Origin of the sequence: Algoriphagus winogradskyi (assembly GCF_900182815.1) — a bacterium.
In the GTDB taxonomy this organism is placed as follows: domain Bacteria; phylum Bacteroidota; class Bacteroidia; order Cytophagales; family Cyclobacteriaceae; genus Algoriphagus; species Algoriphagus winogradskyi.
On sequence record NZ_FXUA01000003.1, the window covers coordinates 624,601 to 641,789 of the forward strand.

At 40.9% G+C, this 17,189-nt stretch carries 10 protein-coding genes; 3 read left to right on the plus strand and 7 right to left on the minus strand.

From position 1 onward, the window contains the following. Window positions 1-150: 150 nt before the first annotated feature. The 4 genes from QOL76_RS11065 to QOL76_RS11080 form a co-directional block, all read right to left on the minus strand. Window positions 151-1,431, minus strand: coding sequence for a PQQ-dependent sugar dehydrogenase (locus QOL76_RS11065; protein WP_283413022.1), 1,281 nt, complete (start codon window positions 1,429-1,431; stop codon window positions 151-153). 182 nt (window positions 1,432-1,613) lie between these two features. Then, complete coding sequence (gene ligD / locus QOL76_RS11070) at window positions 1,614-4,037, minus strand: DNA ligase D (RefSeq protein WP_283413023.1); 2,424 nt, start codon at window positions 4,035-4,037, stop codon at window positions 1,614-1,616. Next, window positions 4,037-4,807 (minus strand): non-homologous end joining protein Ku, encoded by a 771-nt coding sequence (ku, locus tag QOL76_RS11075; RefSeq protein WP_283413024.1) that lies wholly within the window; start codon window positions 4,805-4,807, stop codon window positions 4,037-4,039. Before ku ends, ligD begins: the two co-directional genes overlap by 1 nt. A 12-nt stretch (window positions 4,808-4,819) precedes the next feature. Continuing rightward, window positions 4,820-5,713 carry a diacylglycerol/lipid kinase family protein gene (locus tag QOL76_RS11080; RefSeq protein WP_283413025.1) on the minus strand — a complete coding sequence of 298 codons (894 nt, stop codon included), beginning with the start codon at window positions 5,711-5,713 and terminating at the stop codon, window positions 4,820-4,822. Between the two features lie 65 nt (window positions 5,714-5,778). Between QOL76_RS11080 and surE the strand changes: the two genes are divergently transcribed. The 3 genes from surE to QOL76_RS11095 all read left to right on the plus strand — a co-directional run bounded on the left by surE (window position 5,779) and on the right by QOL76_RS11095 (window position 11,440). Further along, window positions 5,779-6,513, plus strand: a complete 735-nt coding sequence (gene surE, locus QOL76_RS11085; RefSeq protein WP_283413026.1) for a 5'/3'-nucleotidase SurE — start codon at window positions 5,779-5,781, stop codon at window positions 6,511-6,513. 358 nt (window positions 6,514-6,871) lie between these two features. Further along, window positions 6,872-7,567: a hypothetical protein gene (locus QOL76_RS11090; RefSeq protein WP_283413027.1), complete on the plus strand. Its 696-nt coding sequence runs from the start codon at window positions 6,872-6,874 to the stop codon at window positions 7,565-7,567. A gap of 285 nt (window positions 7,568-7,852) precedes the next feature. Further along, window positions 7,853-11,440: a PAS domain S-box protein gene (locus QOL76_RS11095; RefSeq protein ID WP_283413028.1), complete on the plus strand. Its 3,588-nt coding sequence runs from the start codon at window positions 7,853-7,855 to the stop codon at window positions 11,438-11,440. Between the two features lie 89 nt (window positions 11,441-11,529). Here the strand turns inward: QOL76_RS11095 and QOL76_RS11100 are convergent, their stop codons facing one another. From QOL76_RS11100 to QOL76_RS11110, 3 genes are all read right to left on the minus strand, one after another. Then, window positions 11,530-12,993: a RagB/SusD family nutrient uptake outer membrane protein gene (locus QOL76_RS11100; protein ID WP_283413029.1), complete on the minus strand. Its 1,464-nt coding sequence runs from the start codon at window positions 12,991-12,993 to the stop codon at window positions 11,530-11,532. An 18-nt stretch (window positions 12,994-13,011) separates the two neighbouring features. Continuing rightward, window positions 13,012-16,071, minus strand: a complete 3,060-nt coding sequence (locus QOL76_RS11105; RefSeq protein ID WP_283413030.1) for a SusC/RagA family TonB-linked outer membrane protein — start codon at window positions 16,069-16,071, stop codon at window positions 13,012-13,014. Window positions 16,072-16,316: 245 nt separating this feature from the next. Next, window positions 16,317-17,165, minus strand: a complete 849-nt coding sequence (locus tag QOL76_RS11110; RefSeq protein ID WP_283413031.1) for an SDR family oxidoreductase — start codon at window positions 17,163-17,165, stop codon at window positions 16,317-16,319. Window positions 17,166-17,189 lie beyond the last annotated feature (24 nt).

Genomic DNA, 17,189 nt, shown 5'->3' on the forward strand with positions numbered 1-17,189 from the left:
TGAAAAAAGCCCGCAGACCTTATTACTCCCACAATCGAAAAGTATACCCCTAGAATTATGGTTGTAATAAAGTAAACAGGCTTCATACGATTCATTTTTTCGAATTCGAGTTTTAATGTGATTCGTTTTTAGTAAGTCATAGTTAATTCTTTAATTACCAGAGTAACTAACTCTCCACAGCGTATTTCCGGTATCATCATTGACAATGAGTGACCCATCGGGCAATACGGTCACATCTACTGGACGTCCGTAAACTTCCGACTCATCAGAATCTGAAACAAAACCTGACAAGAAATCCCTAGGCTTTCCAGCTGGTTTGCCATTGGCAAATGGGACAAAAAGCACTTTATAACCAGCAAGTTTCTTGCGATTCCAAGAGCCATGCTGACCTATAAACGCTCCATTTCTATACTCTTCCGGAAAGGTAGATCCATCATAAAAAGTAAGTCCTAAAGAAGCTGTATGACTTCCAACAGGAACATCTGGGATGATCGCCTTCTCCACCAAATCCTGACCTTTTCCTTGCATTCTAGGATCTTCTATCTGTCCAAAGTAAGAATATGGCCATCCATAGAAACCTCCCTTTTTCACGCTGGTGATATAATCAGGCACTAAATCATCCCCTATCTTATCCCGTTCATTTACTGCAGTCCAAAGCTCATAGGTGACAGGGTTCCAAGACATTCCTACTGGGTTCCGCAATCCACTTGCATAAATAATCTCCCCCGTTCCATCAGGGTTAATTTCGAGAATTCCAGCTCTTCTCACCTCTTCTTCCATTCCATGCTCAGCCACATTACTTGCTGATCCCACAGAGATGTAAATTTTACTTCCATCTTCATTCGCAATCAAATTTCTAGTCCAGTGGTTATTATATCCTCCTGCAGGTAGATCAACAATTTTCTCACCCTCGCTTTCAAGCTTCAATTGCCCTGATTTGTATGGAAATCTATACAGACCATCTGTGTTGGCTATGAAGAAATAATCATTCAAAATGAGCATACCATAGGGCTGATTCAAACCCTCCTTAAAAACTTCTCGGGTTTCAAAATCACCGTTTTTATCTTTGTCTCGGAAGATCGTAATACGATCAGCACTTCCTTTGGTATTACTCTCAGCTACAAACAAATCCCCATTTGGGCCTACATACGTGTTTCTTGGGTTATCCAGTTCTTCAGCAAACTTGGTAACTGTAAACCCGGCGGGGGCTGTAGGCATCTTACCTTCTGGCCAATCTACAAGTTTACTTTCGTTCCTTACAGATTCTGTGCTGTATGGTGGAGGAAGGATCAGTTCTCCGATAGCCGTCTGTACGGTATCTGGGCTGGTTTGAGATAATTGTTCTTTTTCTTCTTTGGATACTTTTTCCTGACAGGAGGCAAAGGATATTGTTGCCAAAGCTAAAAGCGGCAGTGTAGTTTTAAATTGCATAGATGGTTGATATTTGGTTTCGAATCGAACAAAAGATCAATCATGTAGCCAAAATGAAAAAAGGTTGTTTAAACAATGCTAGGTATATCTGAGGGTGTTTTAAAGCTAATAATCTGCACATCAAGATATTGAATGTGAAAATAAATTCCCATTTCGGGTCTCTTTCGGCATTACTCACTGACTCAATCCTCGAGTAATTTCAGCGCTTTTTCTATACTCACTCCCTTGCCCAAAACCTCAGTAAAAAGCTTTGGGTACTTCTTCAATCTATCTTTCATAGTGAAGATTGTAAAATCATTTTTATCCAACTTGCTGTTCACTTCTTTCCAAAGTAAAGGTGTGGAAACTGTTGCTCCAGCCTTAGGACGAACACAATATGCGGATGCTAGCGTCTGACCTCGGCGATTCTGCAAATAATCCAGATAAATTCTCCCCTTTCTGGCTTTGAGGGGTCTTTCCAAAGTGGTGAGCTTGGGAAGTTGCTCCTGAATAATAGTACAAAGAAGCTTACAAAAATCCCTACCTTCTTCAAAAGTATAATTGGCTCCCAATGGAATGTATATATGCAAGCCGCTTGCGCCGGATGTTTTGCAATAGCCATCAACCTGCAATTCCTCAAGCAATTGATGAAAAGCTTGCGCAACTTCTATGACTTGCTTGAAATCATTTTTATCAGATGGGTCGAGATCAATAACTATATAATCCGGCTTATCCAATGAAGTGATTCTTGAATTCCAAGGATTAAGCTCAATGCAGGCCAAATTTGCCATGTAGATCAAAGTAGCTTCATTTTGACAAAGCATATAATCAATATTTTTCTCCGTAGACTCAGAATAAACGGAGGTCGTTTGGATCCAGTCCGGATATCCTTCCGGCGTATCCTTTTGATAAAAACCATCCTTGTCTATTCCATTGGGATGGCGATGAAGGTTTTGGGGGCGATCCTTCAAAAAAGGCAAAATGTATTTTGAAACCGAAAGATAATAGTCAATCAAATCGTACTTGGTAATTCCTTCTTTTGGCCAGAGAGCTTTCTCAAGATTACTTACAGGCACGTTAATTCCATCAATTTCCAATGAATTTTCAGAATTGGAATCACCTTTCACAGCATGTTTTGGTCTTTCCGCTTCCAATTGCTGAGGTAGCTTATCATTTCTCAATCCCTTAAAAACCGGCTGCCGAAGCCTGCCATTATCCGTCCATTCTGCAAAATTCACCTCAGCTACCATGACAGGATGGAGCCAAATAGGTTCTCTCCCATTCAGGTTAATTTTGTCGGGAAAAGGAGATTGGGACTGTTTGATTTTTTTAAACTGTGCAAGTAAGTCTTTTTGCTGTGTGATGGAAAAACCCGTTCCACAATTCCCTACATACTTCAATTCGTTTTTCTCCTGCAAACCTAATATCAAGGAGCCAAAAGGTCTGTTTTCAGATTTGGTATAGCCGCAGATAACAGTTTCTATGCTCTCCTGGGTTTTGAATTTGACCCAGTCCTCTGAACGTACACCAGGATAGTAATGTGAATTTGCTTTTTTGCCGATGATTCCCTCCAAACCCATTTTCTTTACTTCTTCAAAAAATGCTTTACCTCCACCTCTCAAATGCTCACTGTATCTAACATTTGGAACATCTTCCACCAGTGACGCCAATAACTCCTTTCGCTCCTCAAGTTTCAAATGGATAATGCTATGCCCATCCAAATAAAGTAGATCAAAAACTACATACACCAACTGACCTTTTGGCTCATCAGCATAATGCTGCAGCCATTGAAATCTCGAAACTCCGTCCTTGTCCAGACTTACAACTTCCCCATCCAGAATAGCATGTTTAGGAAGCTGCTTCAGCCCGTCGATTAATTCTGGATAAATTTCTGAGTAGTCTATCCCATTGCGGGAATAAAGGCTAGTTGTAGAATTAGAGTGGTTGCAAATCATCCTGTAACCATCCCATTTTATCTCATAAAGCCAGTTTTTGGAGGAAGGGAATTTCAAGTTTTTACTCGTAGTAGCTAGCATAGGGGAAATTTGCTGCTTGAGTGTGATTGCTTCAGGAGCTCGACTAGAATGAGTTGCATCCGCTTCCCCCAGATGGAGGTTGGCATCATAATCCAGATCTGTAGCAAATCCGTCCTTCTTTTTGATCAGAAGCCAATTAGGCTTTTTCCCTTCAAACTTGGTCTTCACTAAAGCAAAATCCCCTTGAAGTTTTGTTCCAAAAAAAGTGATTTTCAAATCACCATTCTGATACATTTTGGAGAGTGATTTTTTCTCGTCTGCAATTGGCGAATAGGTGCCACTATCCCAAATTGTCATCTCTCCGGCTCCATAATTACCTTTAGGAATAGTGCCATGAAAATCCAGGTACTTCATCGGATGATCTTCAGTCTCTACCGCTAATCTTTTATCATTAGGGTTCAAAGACGGACCTTTAGGAACTGCCCAACTTTTGAGCACGCCGTCCATTTCTAGCCTGAGATCAAAATGCAGGTGGCTTGCATCATGGCGTTGGACTACAAATCGGAGTTCACCCGTTTGTAGTCCAATATCTCCGCGTGGTTCATTTGTCTTATTGAAGTCCCGTTTTCTGTTGTATTCCTCGAGAGCCATTAGGATGCTTTTTTACGCTTCTCCAAACTCGCTTTTAGTTGAGCCATGAGATCTTTGGAAGGGGTGTTTTCAGGCACAAACTTCTTGACCACCGCTTTCTTCCCTTTGGATTTTGCTTTGATCACCTTCATCAACTGCTCGTTGTACTGATCCTTATATTTAGAAAGATCAAATTTCTCGCTGTATTGCTCTATGAGGGATTGAGCCATATCCATCTCTTTTTTGGTGACTTTAGAGGAGGAGATTTTCAGGTCAGTGGGGCTTCGGATTTCGTCAGAAAATCGAATCACATGAAGTACCAAGGCATCCTTATAGATTCCTATCAGACACAGATTCTCTTTTTGACGCATGACGAAAGTGGCCAACCCCAGCTTTTTGGTTTTCTTCAGTGCTTCCCTCAATAAGTTATAGGCTTTGCCTCCTTCCTTTTGGGGTTCTAGAAAATATGGTTTTTTGAAAAGCATATCAGCCACATCTACTTCATTGACGAAAGCTTCTATTTCCACTACTTTGCTCTTTTTAGCATTTGCCTGCTCAAAATCCTCATCCTCCAGAATGATGTACTTATCATCCATTTTATATCCTTTTACGATATCTTTCCACTCCACTTCCTTCCCGGATTTTTCATTGACACGCTGATATCTAATGCGCTCGTGGTCTTTGGAATCCAACATATCCAAGTCTATTCGCCGATCTTCGGAAGCTGAATACATTTTGATAGGGATATTTACCAGGCCGAAACCCAGAGTACCGTTCCAGATTGATTTCATGATTTCGTTTCTTTAGGATTTGTCGTTTCTTAAAATTTTTAATTGATGCTTTGTCAATGAGATTTTCACCGTTGGCGTCTCTTCGTAAAGTGTCCTGTGTTCAAACAACTCATCATCCACGTGAAATGGCAGGTAAGTGCTGATTTTTATTTTCTTAGCCTTGATGGTTTTAAATGGACTTGGGACTTTCCCTTTTTTCTGCGCTTTCAAAAAGGCTTTGAGCTCATCTTTCTGATTTTCTTTCACGAGCATCACATCCAGAAAATCATCACTATGATCTGCTAAGGGCGCAAGTTCAAGTTGTGGGCCAAGTTGCTTGGTATTCATGATTTCCATCCAGACATATTCACCTGAATAATCCTTTTTGTCCAGCTTTATTTTGTAGGTATGGGCGGGAAGTTTTGTTTCTAATTTGATCAGATTTTTAATACCAAAATCGACTTTTGAATCCTGCTCGCATTCCAGGTTTTTATCCCGATCTAACTGCAGCAGCAGCGCTGCAAAAATCCCCCACCCGATCCCTTCCACAAACCAGCCCTTGTCTTCTTTAGTTTTATACTTCCCAATACTGAGGTATTGGAAATCATTTTTCTCATATTGATCGACAATCTTCTTATAATAGTCAGTCAGATCCAGACTTCCAGCGATGTTATTGGCATTGCCAAAAGGAAGTATCGCTATTGGGTATTTTATGTCTCGAAGGTCCAACAGGATTTTTTCTACTGTTCCATCTCCACCAGCGATCATGATCAGATCGTAACTGAGTTCAAATACTTTCTGGTAGTTCTCCTCTTTGCAATTTTGAGCCACGATGCTCGCCCCTTGTTTTTCAAGAGATTTAATAATCTTGGTCAGCGGAAAATCCTCGTTTCCGGCAGTTGGGTTATAGATTAGTATGATCTTCATGAGTATTTAGCTATAAAAGTTCTGCTTGCTATTTGCATGCTAAAAGGAAACCAAACTAACTAACCATGAATATTTTGATCACGAATGACGACGGAGTTTATAGCCCAGGAATTTTGGAATTGGCAGAAGTAGCTGCAGAATTTGGCGATGTGCGTATAGTCGCGCCAGATGTGGAGCAATCTTCCATGGGACATGCCGTCACGGCGACTAGACCACTTTCTTATCGGAAGACCAAGATTGGAGATTTCGACGCTTATCGGGTAAATGGAACTCCCGCCGATTGTGTTTCTCTGGGTAGCTTTCACTGGGAAAAAGTAGATGCTGTACTTTCAGGTATTAACTTAGGTCCGAACCTGGGTAATTCCATGTGGCATTCCGGTACCCTAGCAGGAGCAAAACAAGCTGCATTGCTCGGAATAAAAGGTATTGCACTCAGTACACCCACCCAAAGAGAGGAGTATAATTTCACCCATATCCGCCCCTACGCTAGGGAAGTAATTTCCTATCTACTCGGTCAGGAAGGCCCAAAATTAGTCAATGTAAACTTTCCTTTCGCCCCAACTGGAATCGTCTGGACTCGCCAGTCTGTGCGCCAATACGATGGGCTAGTTAAGCCATCGGAAGATCCTATGGGAAGAAAACATTTTTGGTTTACGGTGGTGCCATTGGAGGCAGCGGAGGAAGGGACAGATCGCTATGCCATAGAGAATAATCTTGTTTCCCTGACTCCATTACGACTGGATCTGACGGACGAATCCCAGCTGGTGAAACTTTCAGGAATGAATATTTTCAAAAAGTAAACTGAATTTTGTTGGGGTGATTCCTCCCAGTTTTATGCAGAGTTTTCTACATGCATGTTGCATTAACTACTAAGTCAGAATTAAAATCTTACCCACTTGGGAGGCTACCTCAAAATACTTGGAAAAAGCTGATCAATGCACTGAAACCCTGGGAGTAAATTACCTCCTTTTTAATTCCCCAAATCACCTCCACAGATTGAGAAAAATTTGTCTCTAATTTTTCACTTGCAAATGTGTGAACGGTGTTTTAAAGCCTTTTAACAAGGCTTTTAGTTTTTGGATACTTTTTTGAAAAGACCTTTTTACTCCCACATTGATTTGGGGCAAAAACACGATTAACCCATAAATTTTTGAGAACATGAATTCAACCTCTATTAATTCTAAAACACCTTCATCACTAAATGGCGTGACTTGGTTTCCGGTCAGAAGTAGGAAAGATGTTAATCTGGAAGTAGAAAGACTAAAGTTTGAAGGGATCACTTCAATAAGACTTGGCATAGACTGCGCAAAATTCAATACCAAGAAAGGATTACGGTGGTACGATTGGCTTGTTCCTACTCTAGCGGAAAGTTTTCATCTTGAACTCTGCTTTGATAATTTCTCCTTTGCTCCAGAAGGAACGCATAGTAAAAGGCATAGTCTTTCAGAAATAGTTGAACATTTTATAATTAAGCACGGGCAACACTTTAATGAAGTAGAACTTTGGAGAAATCCTGCTAAAAGAGCTAATGAGGAAATATGTGAAAACATCTACTCCGAAGACGTGGTTTTCACTGCCACTTGGGCAAAACGCCTAGGAAAGAAGGTGAGTTTGGGAGGAATTCAGACTGTGGACTTTGAATGGATCACAAAATTAATTTCCTGCCAGTTTCTGAGCACGGTTGATTACCTAAAAATCGATAAGGAAACTGAAGACGACTGGAGCACAAATACTAGGTTTTATGAGAGGACACTCCGTAGCCTCTTTGAAGCAAAAGGTGTGAAAACCCAGATAAAAACCTCAGAAATCCCGATGCGCAATCTACTTACATCTGGAAGAGAGATAGCATGCTGAAAGTCTTAACAACTATACATTTTGCAAAGCATACGTATGGTTTGTTATCTACAGATTCAGAATTCTATTACCTGAGAAATTTTCATTGAAAGAGTCGAGTCTGATTTTCCATATACATCAGCTTTTCTACCAAAAGGTTCTTCGATCAATTGTACTGAGCGTATTTGAGCATAATTCTAACAGTTGGTATCTGTTCGGATAAACAAATTACTTAATGACTTTTAGGTTATAAATTTCATATCTTGATCTACTTTCATGGTATAAAAACTATTGACCCCATAAATTGTGAGCACACCTACCAGTAGATGGAATTTTTTCTCGAAGAACAACACCCTTGGAGAACATTATAAGAATATAGATTGGAAAGCCTCCCCCCTTGGAGATGTAGCAGAGTGGCCTGTAAGTTTACTGACGACGATTTCAATGATTATGGAGCACCCCTTACCCATGTGTATTTTTTGGGGCGATGATTTTGTGAAATTATACAATGATAATTACGCGGAAATTCTTGGGGATACTTCCCATGCCAGTCTACTGGGTAAAAGCGCGAAAGAATCAGATAGAGAAAAATGGGCTAAAAGATCTGGCATTTTCAACAAAGTCATGGAGGGTAATTCAGTGCAGCTAGCTGACTCTATGATAGCTACTTCGGGGGGTGTTGTAAGCAATAAATTTTACGATTTCAATTACAGCCCTATCCGAGATCTAAAAGGGAATATCGGCGGCGTGCTTTGCACGGCAGTGGAAATAACGGATAAAAAAATAGTAGAGGAGAAACTTATTGAGAGTAAAGATCAATTGCACTTTGCTATAGATGCAGCGGGATTGGGAACTTGGGATTACAATCCTGCCAACAACACATTTACGGGAAATGAAAAGCTTAAATCGTGGTTTGGCTTGGCTCCGGAAGAAGAAATCAACTTGGAACAAGCACTAAGTGCAATCGTCCCCGAGGACAAATCGCGGGTAACACAGGCCATTCAAAATGCACTGCTATATGAATCGGGCGGAAATTACAATATCGAATACGCTATCATCAACCCTAATTCAGGGGAAAGACGAATTGTACATGCAAAAGGTAAAGCATGGTTTACCGATGAAAAAATCGGATATAGATTAAATGGAACGCTGGAAGATGTCACACAGCAGGTACAAGCTCGAAAAGCAATTGAAGAAAGTGAACAAAGTATCCGCTCCATAGTGGCCAACGCGCCATTTCCTATTGGTGTATATGAAGGCAAAGATTTGATCATTACACTGGCTAATCAATCTATTCTTGATGTGTGGGGAAAAGGGAATGATGTAATAGGAAAGTCTTATAAAACAATATTACCAGAACTCGAAAATCAAGAGATTTTCGATCAAGTATATGGGGTCTTCTCAACAGGTATTCCCTTTCATGCCAAAAATCAAAAAGTTGATATTATGATTGAGGGAGTGCTTCTCCCCTTTTATTTTAACTACAGTTTCACCCCCTTATACAACACCGCCGGTGAAATATATGGCGTGATGAACACGGCTGCAGAAGTTACTGACATCCATCTCGCAAAGCAAAAGATTGAAGAAAGCGAAAAGAGGTTTAAGAATTCAGTTAAGCAAGCTCCGTTGGGCATTACCATTCTAAGAGGAGATGACTATACGGTAGAAATGGCCAATGAAAATTATCTCCTTTTAGTTGATAAAAGCGAAGAAGAATTTATAGGAAAACCTCTATTCGAAACTCTACCAGAAGTTCAGGAAGTGATAGAGGATATTTTTTTAGAAATAAAAAGAACAGGTAAACCATTTTTCGGAAATGAATTCCCTGTGACTATGAATAGATATGGAAAGCACGAGTCTACCTATTTTAATTTTGTATATCATCCACTTAAAGAACAAAGTGGAGAAATCAGTGCGATAATGGTAGTGGCAACGGAAGTTACTGCAACCGTGAAAGCAAAACATTTACTGCAAGAGAGTGAGAAACATTTCCGAAGTATGGTCATGCAATCTCCTATCCCGATGACGATTTTGAGAGGTGAAAACCACATCATTGACTCTGCCAATAAAGTGATGTTTGAATCCGTATGGAGAAGAAAACCAGCTGATGTTATCGGCATCCCAATCATAGATGCATTCCCGGAACTTGAAGCGCAAAAGTACCCTGAGCTGTTGAAGAAAGTCTATACTTCGGGAAAAGCTCATAGTGAAAAGGAATCAATAGCTATAATCGCTGGGGACAACGGTGTACAAAAGTTTTATTTTGATTTTGAGTATGCACCTCTATATGACACAGAAGGAAAAGTATGGGGAATCATGATCACAGTGAATGATGTGACTGATAAAGTAGAAGCCAGATTGAAAGTAGAGGAAAACGAAGAAAGACTGAACATTGTGATTTCTGCCAGTGGTCTAGGCGTGTGGGAGTTTAACTTAAAAACCGAAGAAAGTATAATCTCTAACAGATGTTATGAGATTATGGGGGTTTCAGGCTTAGAGAAAGTTTCGAATGCTCAATTGATGGAAAAATTCCATCCAGATGATTTAGAGACAGTCAAATTAGCCTATGAAAAAGCATATAAAACCGGTAGCTTATTATACGAATCTCGCGTCCTGCGCGACGATAGTGAGCGATGCTGGATTGAAGTGAGAGGCAAAGTATTTTTTGACCAAAACAACGAACCTGAGCGAATCGTCGGCACTATCCGGGACATTACTGAAGAAAAGAACTTTCACAAGTTATTATTAGAAAGGGAAGAGAAATTCAGACTTCTCGCTGATTCTATGCCACAGATAATTTGGACGTCGGATAGAGATGGCAAGGTCAATTACTTTAACCAAGCTGTATATATTTTCACAGGGCTATCGGCAGATGAACTTATCAGTGACGGGTGGGCTCAAATGGTTCACCCAGATGACAGAAAGAAAAATATTGAGAAGTGGGCTCAGTCTATTTCAAGTGGGAAAGACTATCATTTCGAACACCGATTCAGAAAGGCAGATGGAACCTATCGCTGGCAATTAAGCCGTGCTATACCCCAAAGAGATGATCAAGGGAACATAAAAATGTGGGTAGGGTCCAGTACCGATATTCAAGATCAAAAACTTTTTGCCAATGAGCTCGAGAAACAGGTAAAGGATCGGACGAAGGAATTGCAGTTTAAGAACATTGAACTTGAAAAAATGAATAAGGAGCTACAGTCCTTTGCTTACATATCTAGTCATGATCTACAAGAACCTCTTCGCAAGATCCAGACCTTCACCAGCTTACTCTTAGATGATGAATATGATAATATATCAGCTAAGGGGAAAGACATGTTTGATCGCATGCAAAATGCAGCACAAAGAATGCAGACACTCATTCAGGATTTATTGGTTTACTCTCGTACTAATACTCAGGAAAGGGTTTTTGAAGAGGTAAGTTTTAGCTCCATCATTAATGAAATAATTGATAATCAGAAGGAAGAACTTCAATATAAAGAAGCAACGTTAGATGTTAATGCTGCTTGCCGAATTCGAGTGATTCCTTTTCAATTCAAGCAACTGCTGATGAATTTGACTAGTAATGCATTGAAATTTTCAGATCCATCCCGAAAGGTTCTTATTGGAATTAAGTGTCAATTAATTTCAGGGGAAAATGCCGGAGTTGCCAAACTCGACCCAGAACAAATGTATAACTGGATATCATTTTCCGACAACGGAATTGGTTTTGACCCAAGTTATAGCGAGAAAATATTTGAAGTATTTCAGCGCCTTCATGGTAAGGCTGAATATGCTGGAACTGGAATAGGGCTAGCTATAGTCAAGAAAATCGTTGACAATCACAATGGCTTTATCCAAGCCACAGGGGAATTAGGTAAAGGAGCTACATTTGACATCTACATTCCAGCTTGATTGTATAATTTTCCTAATCTGGGCAAAAATCATAGTAACAAAAATGGGGCACAATAAATGCCCCATTTTGATTTGATACTTAGGCGTTTTTAATATCCTGGATTCTGGTCACTTTGATCCATGGCCTCATTAAAATTCAGTTCTTCCAAAGGAATCGGCCATAAGTAATGCCTCTCCGAAATAGATATCCCCTTATTTTTCATCACAAATTCCTCAGCTCTCCCGGTCCTTTTCAGATCCAACCAGCGCTTGCCTTCAAACTGTGTTTCGTAGGCTTTTTCCTGAAGTATAAGATCCAGAAAATTCTCCGCACTCAATTTCTCCATTTGAAAATCTAGATCTGACGCTGCCATAGGATCTAAGCCAAAAGCTCTTCGATGAACCTGATTGACTGCTTCCAGATTGTCCTCATTCAACCCATCTATCCTTGCCGAAGCTTCTGCATAGATCAATAGCAACTCTGAATAACGATAAATAGGTATATCATTCCCTGCACCGGAATTATCCACCGCTTGGGGCTCTGCATACTTGCCATTTACTATCGTGGAATCGCCTAATCCAAAGTCCACAAACTGCCACAGATCCTTTCTTATGTCTCCGTCCTCCCATTCTTTGTAAAAGGGATTACTTGCATCTCCATAATGCGCATAGGCTCCTCCAAAATTATAAAGTCCAGTACTAGGATGATTAAGGATCCAAGGAAGCCCATTCCCCTGACCTGATTGTCTGGCAAACTTGAACGAGAAAATCTCCTCGCTGGAAGTGATCAAAGTAGCTCCGAAAATCTTCTCTCGTAAATCCACCACCGTATCAATTTCCACCAATCTAAACACCTCTGATTCCATAACTTCCTCAGCTTTCAGTTTAGCCATAGCAAAATCTTCTAATTGCAGATAAACATCAGCCAAAAGTGTCTTAGCGGCCCATTGAGTAGGTCTTCCAGGTTCGGCTGCAGAGGCAGGAAGGTGCATTTCAGCATCAGCTAGGTCAGCTAGGATTAAGTCATAAACTTCCTCAGCGCTGCTTTTTGGCACATCCTTTTCTTCTAGGTTTTGATCAGTACGAAGTGGAATCCCACCCCAATTTCTCACCAAGTCGAAGTAGGTAAGCGCTCTTAGGAACTTAGCCTCTGCAGTGAATTGACTTACTTCATCTGCTGTCAGTTCCTCACTAAGTGGCACTTTCTGTATGACAATATTCGCATTGCGGATTCCTTGATAGAAACTGTTCCATCGAGCCGCTGCCGCATTGATATTAGTAGGATTAAACCCATCAAAATCATTGTATTGGGCGCGGCTTCCCCGTCCATATCCCCAGTCTGTATGTGCGCTGAGTACTGCGATCTGCTCCGATCTCACCATTCGTAGGGGAAAATAAATCGCATTAGTCGCTGCATTGAAATCAGACACACTTTGATAGAAGTTCTCCGAAACGATTGTTTTGGGCTCTTCCTCTAACATATCGCTGCAGGAACTGACAAACCCTCCCAAAGCTAGAAATCCAACTAGGAGTAATTTTGAGTTCAATATTCTCTGTTTTATTAATGTTTTCATGACTTGTTGGGTTGAGGTTTAAAAAGTTGCGTTGAGACCAATTGTGTAAGATTTCGGAATCGGGTAGCTGAAGTGATCTATCCCTTGAGTATTATCACTCCCTTTGCTATTTACCTCAGGATCCCACCAAGAGTAATCTGTGAAAGTCAACAAGTTTTGCCCACTTGCATAAATCCGTAGGCTTTGCAGGAATTTACCACTTGAATTTTTTAAAGGAAAATTATACGCCAAAAGCACATTTTTCAACCGCAAATAAGAGCCATCCTCTACGAACCGATCTGACACACGCGCTGTAGAACTTCTACTGATTTTCGGATACTTGGCATCGATGTTTTGAGGAGTCCAGTGATCTAGAAGAACTTCTTCCGGCATATTCAGTCCCTGCCCATAATCCATTGTACTGGATATCGCGCTTACATTCATGATGTCATTTCCCTGACTACCTTGGAAGAAAAGATCAAGCTGAAAGCCTTTGAAGCTCATATTCGAATTGAACCCGTAGAAGAAGTCTGGATTTGGATTGCCTATGTAGGTTTTGTCCTCCTCAGAGATTTCACCATCATTATTTCTATCCACATATTTAATAGCGCCTGTTTCGGTGTACCCATCTTCCTGATATCCCCAAAACTGTCCCAAAGGCTTTCCTTCTTCCATAATGGAGAAGTTATCCGAAACGGTAATTACATTAATGAAATTGGTCAGAATGGGCTGCCCATCATTTAGGCTTAGAACTTTGTTGCGATTGAAGGAGATATTTCCATCCAGACTCCAGCGGAATTCATTTGAGAAAAGTTGCGCGAAAAGACTTAGCTCCACACCTCTATTTTCTATAGAACCCACATTAGCTATCGTAGTGGTGTATCCAAAAGAACTTGGAAGGCGAACAGTGCTTAACAAATCATCGGTAGTCTTTAGATAGTAATCAGCACCTACTACGATGCGATCTTGCCAAAGGCCTAAATCCAATCCTAAATCAAACTGCTCCGTTGTTTCCCATTTCAAATCTCCAGGAAGTGTGGACCCCGGAGCAAGGAAATTATACAATTCATCGCCGAAAATTGTATAGCCAGGAAAAAGTCTATTTAGTGTAGCATATGGATTAATAGCCTGAGAACCTGTAAGCCCCCAGCTTGACCGGATTTTCAAGGTAGATATAGCTTCCTGAGTCTTCATAAATTCTTCTTCGGATACTTTCCAAGCGATGGCTCCTGAAGGGAAATACCCCCACTTATTGCCCTCACTGTATCTTGAGGAGCCATCAGCCCGGAAAGATGCTGTAAATAGATATTTGCTATCAAATCCATAATTCACCCTTCCCAGATAGGAAAGTAAAACTGAATTTGCATAACCCGACGTAGGAATTCCAGGCGTCTCAGCTGCTCCCAGATTATCAGTTTCATAAAGATCACTTAAGAACCCTGCTCCACTTCCTGCCAGATATTTAGTGGTGAAATCCTGAAAGGTAAATCCCGCCAATACATTTAAATCGTGTTTCTCGTTGAAAACATCTGCATATGTGATTGTATTCTCGTTAAGACGGCTTACATACTGGCTAGTAGTTACACTTGCATTTCCATTACTATTGATAAAATCTCTACTTCTGTAATTGTCGGTTCTGTCATCACGGTTCTCTATACCACCGGATATTTTGATCGTAATCTCCGGGATTGGATTATAGCTAATCGCTGTATTGGCAAGGATTACATTTGCGGTAATTACAGTTGATTGCTCGTTGATAAAGTAAAATGGATTAACCAAATCCGGAGAAACGAAAGGAAAATCATCCGCTAAATTATTGATGGTGCCTTCCGCTGTAAATGGATCAGAAAGTGGTGAAGCAACCAATGCTGCTCCTATCATGCTTGCTCCTCTTGCTCCCCCCTCACTATCTCTCCTGGCGGTCACCAGCTTACTCAGTGTACTGTTGAAATCCACCTTGAATTTGTCACTGATCTTATGATTGATAGTTGATCGAATCGAATAACGGTCGTAATCAGATCCTTTGATAATCCCATCTTGCTGGTAGATGCTTCCCCCTACTAAAAACTGGGTGCTTTCCCCTCCACCTGAAATGCTCAGAGAAGTGTTTTTGATAGGAGCTTGCTGAAAAATTTCATCCTGCCAATCAGTCCCTTCTCCAAAGCTATTGACTTCAGCATCTGTAAAGTAAGGCTCTAATCCATCATTTGTAGCCTGGATATTCATCAATTCTGCGTATTGACTTCCATCCATCAAATCAAGTTTTTCCCTCAATGACTGCATACTATATGCGGCATCAAACTCTACAACAGTTCCGGCACCACTACCATTTTTGGTGGTGATTAGCACTACGCCATTTGCACCTCTAGAACCGTAAATAGCGGTAGCAGAAGCGTCTTTTAATATTTCTATACTTGCAATGTCCGAGTTATTCAGGTTGGTAGGATTGCCTGAGAATGGAAAACCATCAATAACGTATAGTGGATCGTTGTCTCCTTGGATTGAATTGGCACCACGGATTCTAACAGAAACTCCACCCCCAGGTGCACCATTATTCTGGATAACCTGAACTCCGGGTGCGCGTCCGTTCAGCGACTGGATTACATTAGATGTGGGAAAAGCATTTAACTCATCTGAGTTTACCTGAGCCACTGAACCAGTAAGATCAGCCCTTCTAGCAGAGCCGTAGCCTATCACCACTATTTCGTCAAGTTCTTGATCATCTGTACTGAGGCTGACATCAATTATAGTCTTATTGCCGACTACAATTTCTTTTGTCTCGAAACCTAAAAAAGAAAATACCAGCACGGCGTTAGTTTGGTCGGCTGGTATTTCAATAGAGTACTTTCCAGAGTCATCAGAAATTCCTCCGGTCTGAGTTCCTTTAAGTAGGACAGTTGTTCCTGGCAAAGAATTACCTTCCCCATCAGTCACAATTCCTGTAATTGTCGATTTCTGGGTTGAAGGCGGGGGAATAGTATCTCTCAGCGGAACAGTATCCTGGAGATAAAGTGGCGAATTGTTTCCTGCTTGTGATTCTTCTGAGTTAAACCCAAAGAAAATCAAAGCCAGAAAAATTGGGGTTGAAAGCTTTGTCATAGTTGGTTGGTCGAAATGAAACAATTGTGGCTCTTCGTTTCAGCATCAAAACCAACTACTATTCCAGTAAACTAATTTATAGCTCAATAGACCCTAATAGCCCTTAAATAATCGATTTACCGGCGTATAGAGTAGACATACCCGTGATCCCAATTGACTTTTTAAGCTAATTTATCATCACTGTGAGGCGTAAGAACCTCATTATGTCCCTATTAAATTTCACAACCCAACTTTCCTATAATGCACTATCCACCAACTACTTCCCCACCGTTGACGTGAATGAATTGGCCTGTGATATAAGAACTATCTTCACTGGCCAGAAACACATAAGCCGGAGCTACTTCGCTTGGTTGCCCTGCTCTTCCTAGCGCTGTGTCCTGACCAAACTTGGTAACATCGTCAAAAGTCGCGGGAATTAAGGGAGTCCAGATAGGACCAGGAGCCACTCCGTTTACACGGATTTTATCCTTAGCCAGCATTAATGCCAATGAGCGTGTAAATCCCACAATGGCACCTTTAGTACTTGCGTAATCTACCAAATGCTCACTGCCCCGATAAGTGGTAACTGAGCTCGTGTTGATTATTGTGTCCCCCGCTTTGAAATGAGGAATTGCCATTTTGGCTAAATGGAAAAACGAGAAAATATTAGTCTCGAAGGTTTCTGTTAGTTGCTTTGTCGTGATGGAAGTCAACTCGTTTTTCGGGAATTGTACTGCGGCATTATTTACCAAAATATTAATCCCCCCGAGTTCCTTCACACATTGGTTTAGCGCTTTCTTACAAAAGCTCTCAGACTTAAGATCTCCTTCGATCAAAAGGCATTTTCTTCCTTCCTTCTCTACCAATTCCTTGGTATCCTTTGCATCCTTCACCTCGCTGAGATAGATTATCGCCACATCCGCTCCTTCTCGTGCGAAGTGGACGGCCACACTTTTCCCTATCCCACTATCTCCGCCAGTGATTAAAGCAATTTTGTTTTTCAATTTTCCGCTACCCTTATACCCTTTTCTTATTACTTCAGGCTCTGGTTTCATTTTGCTCTGCTGTCCCGGCAGAGATTGTTTTTGATCTTTAAATTCAGTTGGTTTTTTCATGGTTGTAGTGGATTAGACTGTTTG

Excerpts from the sequence above, each read along its gene's own strand:
- ku (WP_283413024.1), bottom strand. The coding sequence starts at position 4,807 with ATGAAATCAATCTGGAACGGTACTCTGGGTTTCGGCCTGGTAAATATC.
- ligD (WP_283413023.1), bottom strand. The coding sequence starts at position 4,037 with ATGGCTCTCGAGGAATACAACAGAAAACGGGACTTCAATAAGACAAAT.
- QOL76_RS11090 (WP_283413027.1), top strand. The coding sequence starts at position 6,872 with ATGAATTCAACCTCTATTAATTCTAAAACACCTTCATCACTAAATGGC.
- QOL76_RS11110 (WP_283413031.1), bottom strand. The coding sequence starts at position 17,165 with ATGAAAAAACCAACTGAATTTAAAGATCAAAAACAATCTCTGCCGGGA.
- QOL76_RS11080 (WP_283413025.1), bottom strand. The coding sequence starts at position 5,713 with ATGAAGATCATACTAATCTATAACCCAACTGCCGGAAACGAGGATTTT.
- QOL76_RS11105 (WP_283413030.1), bottom strand. The coding sequence starts at position 16,071 with ATGACAAAGCTTTCAACCCCAATTTTTCTGGCTTTGATTTTCTTTGGG.
- surE (WP_283413026.1), top strand. The coding sequence starts at position 5,779 with ATGAATATTTTGATCACGAATGACGACGGAGTTTATAGCCCAGGAATT.
- QOL76_RS11100 (WP_283413029.1), bottom strand. The coding sequence starts at position 12,993 with ATGAAAACATTAATAAAACAGAGAATATTGAACTCAAAATTACTCCTA.
- QOL76_RS11065 (WP_283413022.1), bottom strand. The coding sequence starts at position 1,431 with ATGCAATTTAAAACTACACTGCCGCTTTTAGCTTTGGCAACAATATCC.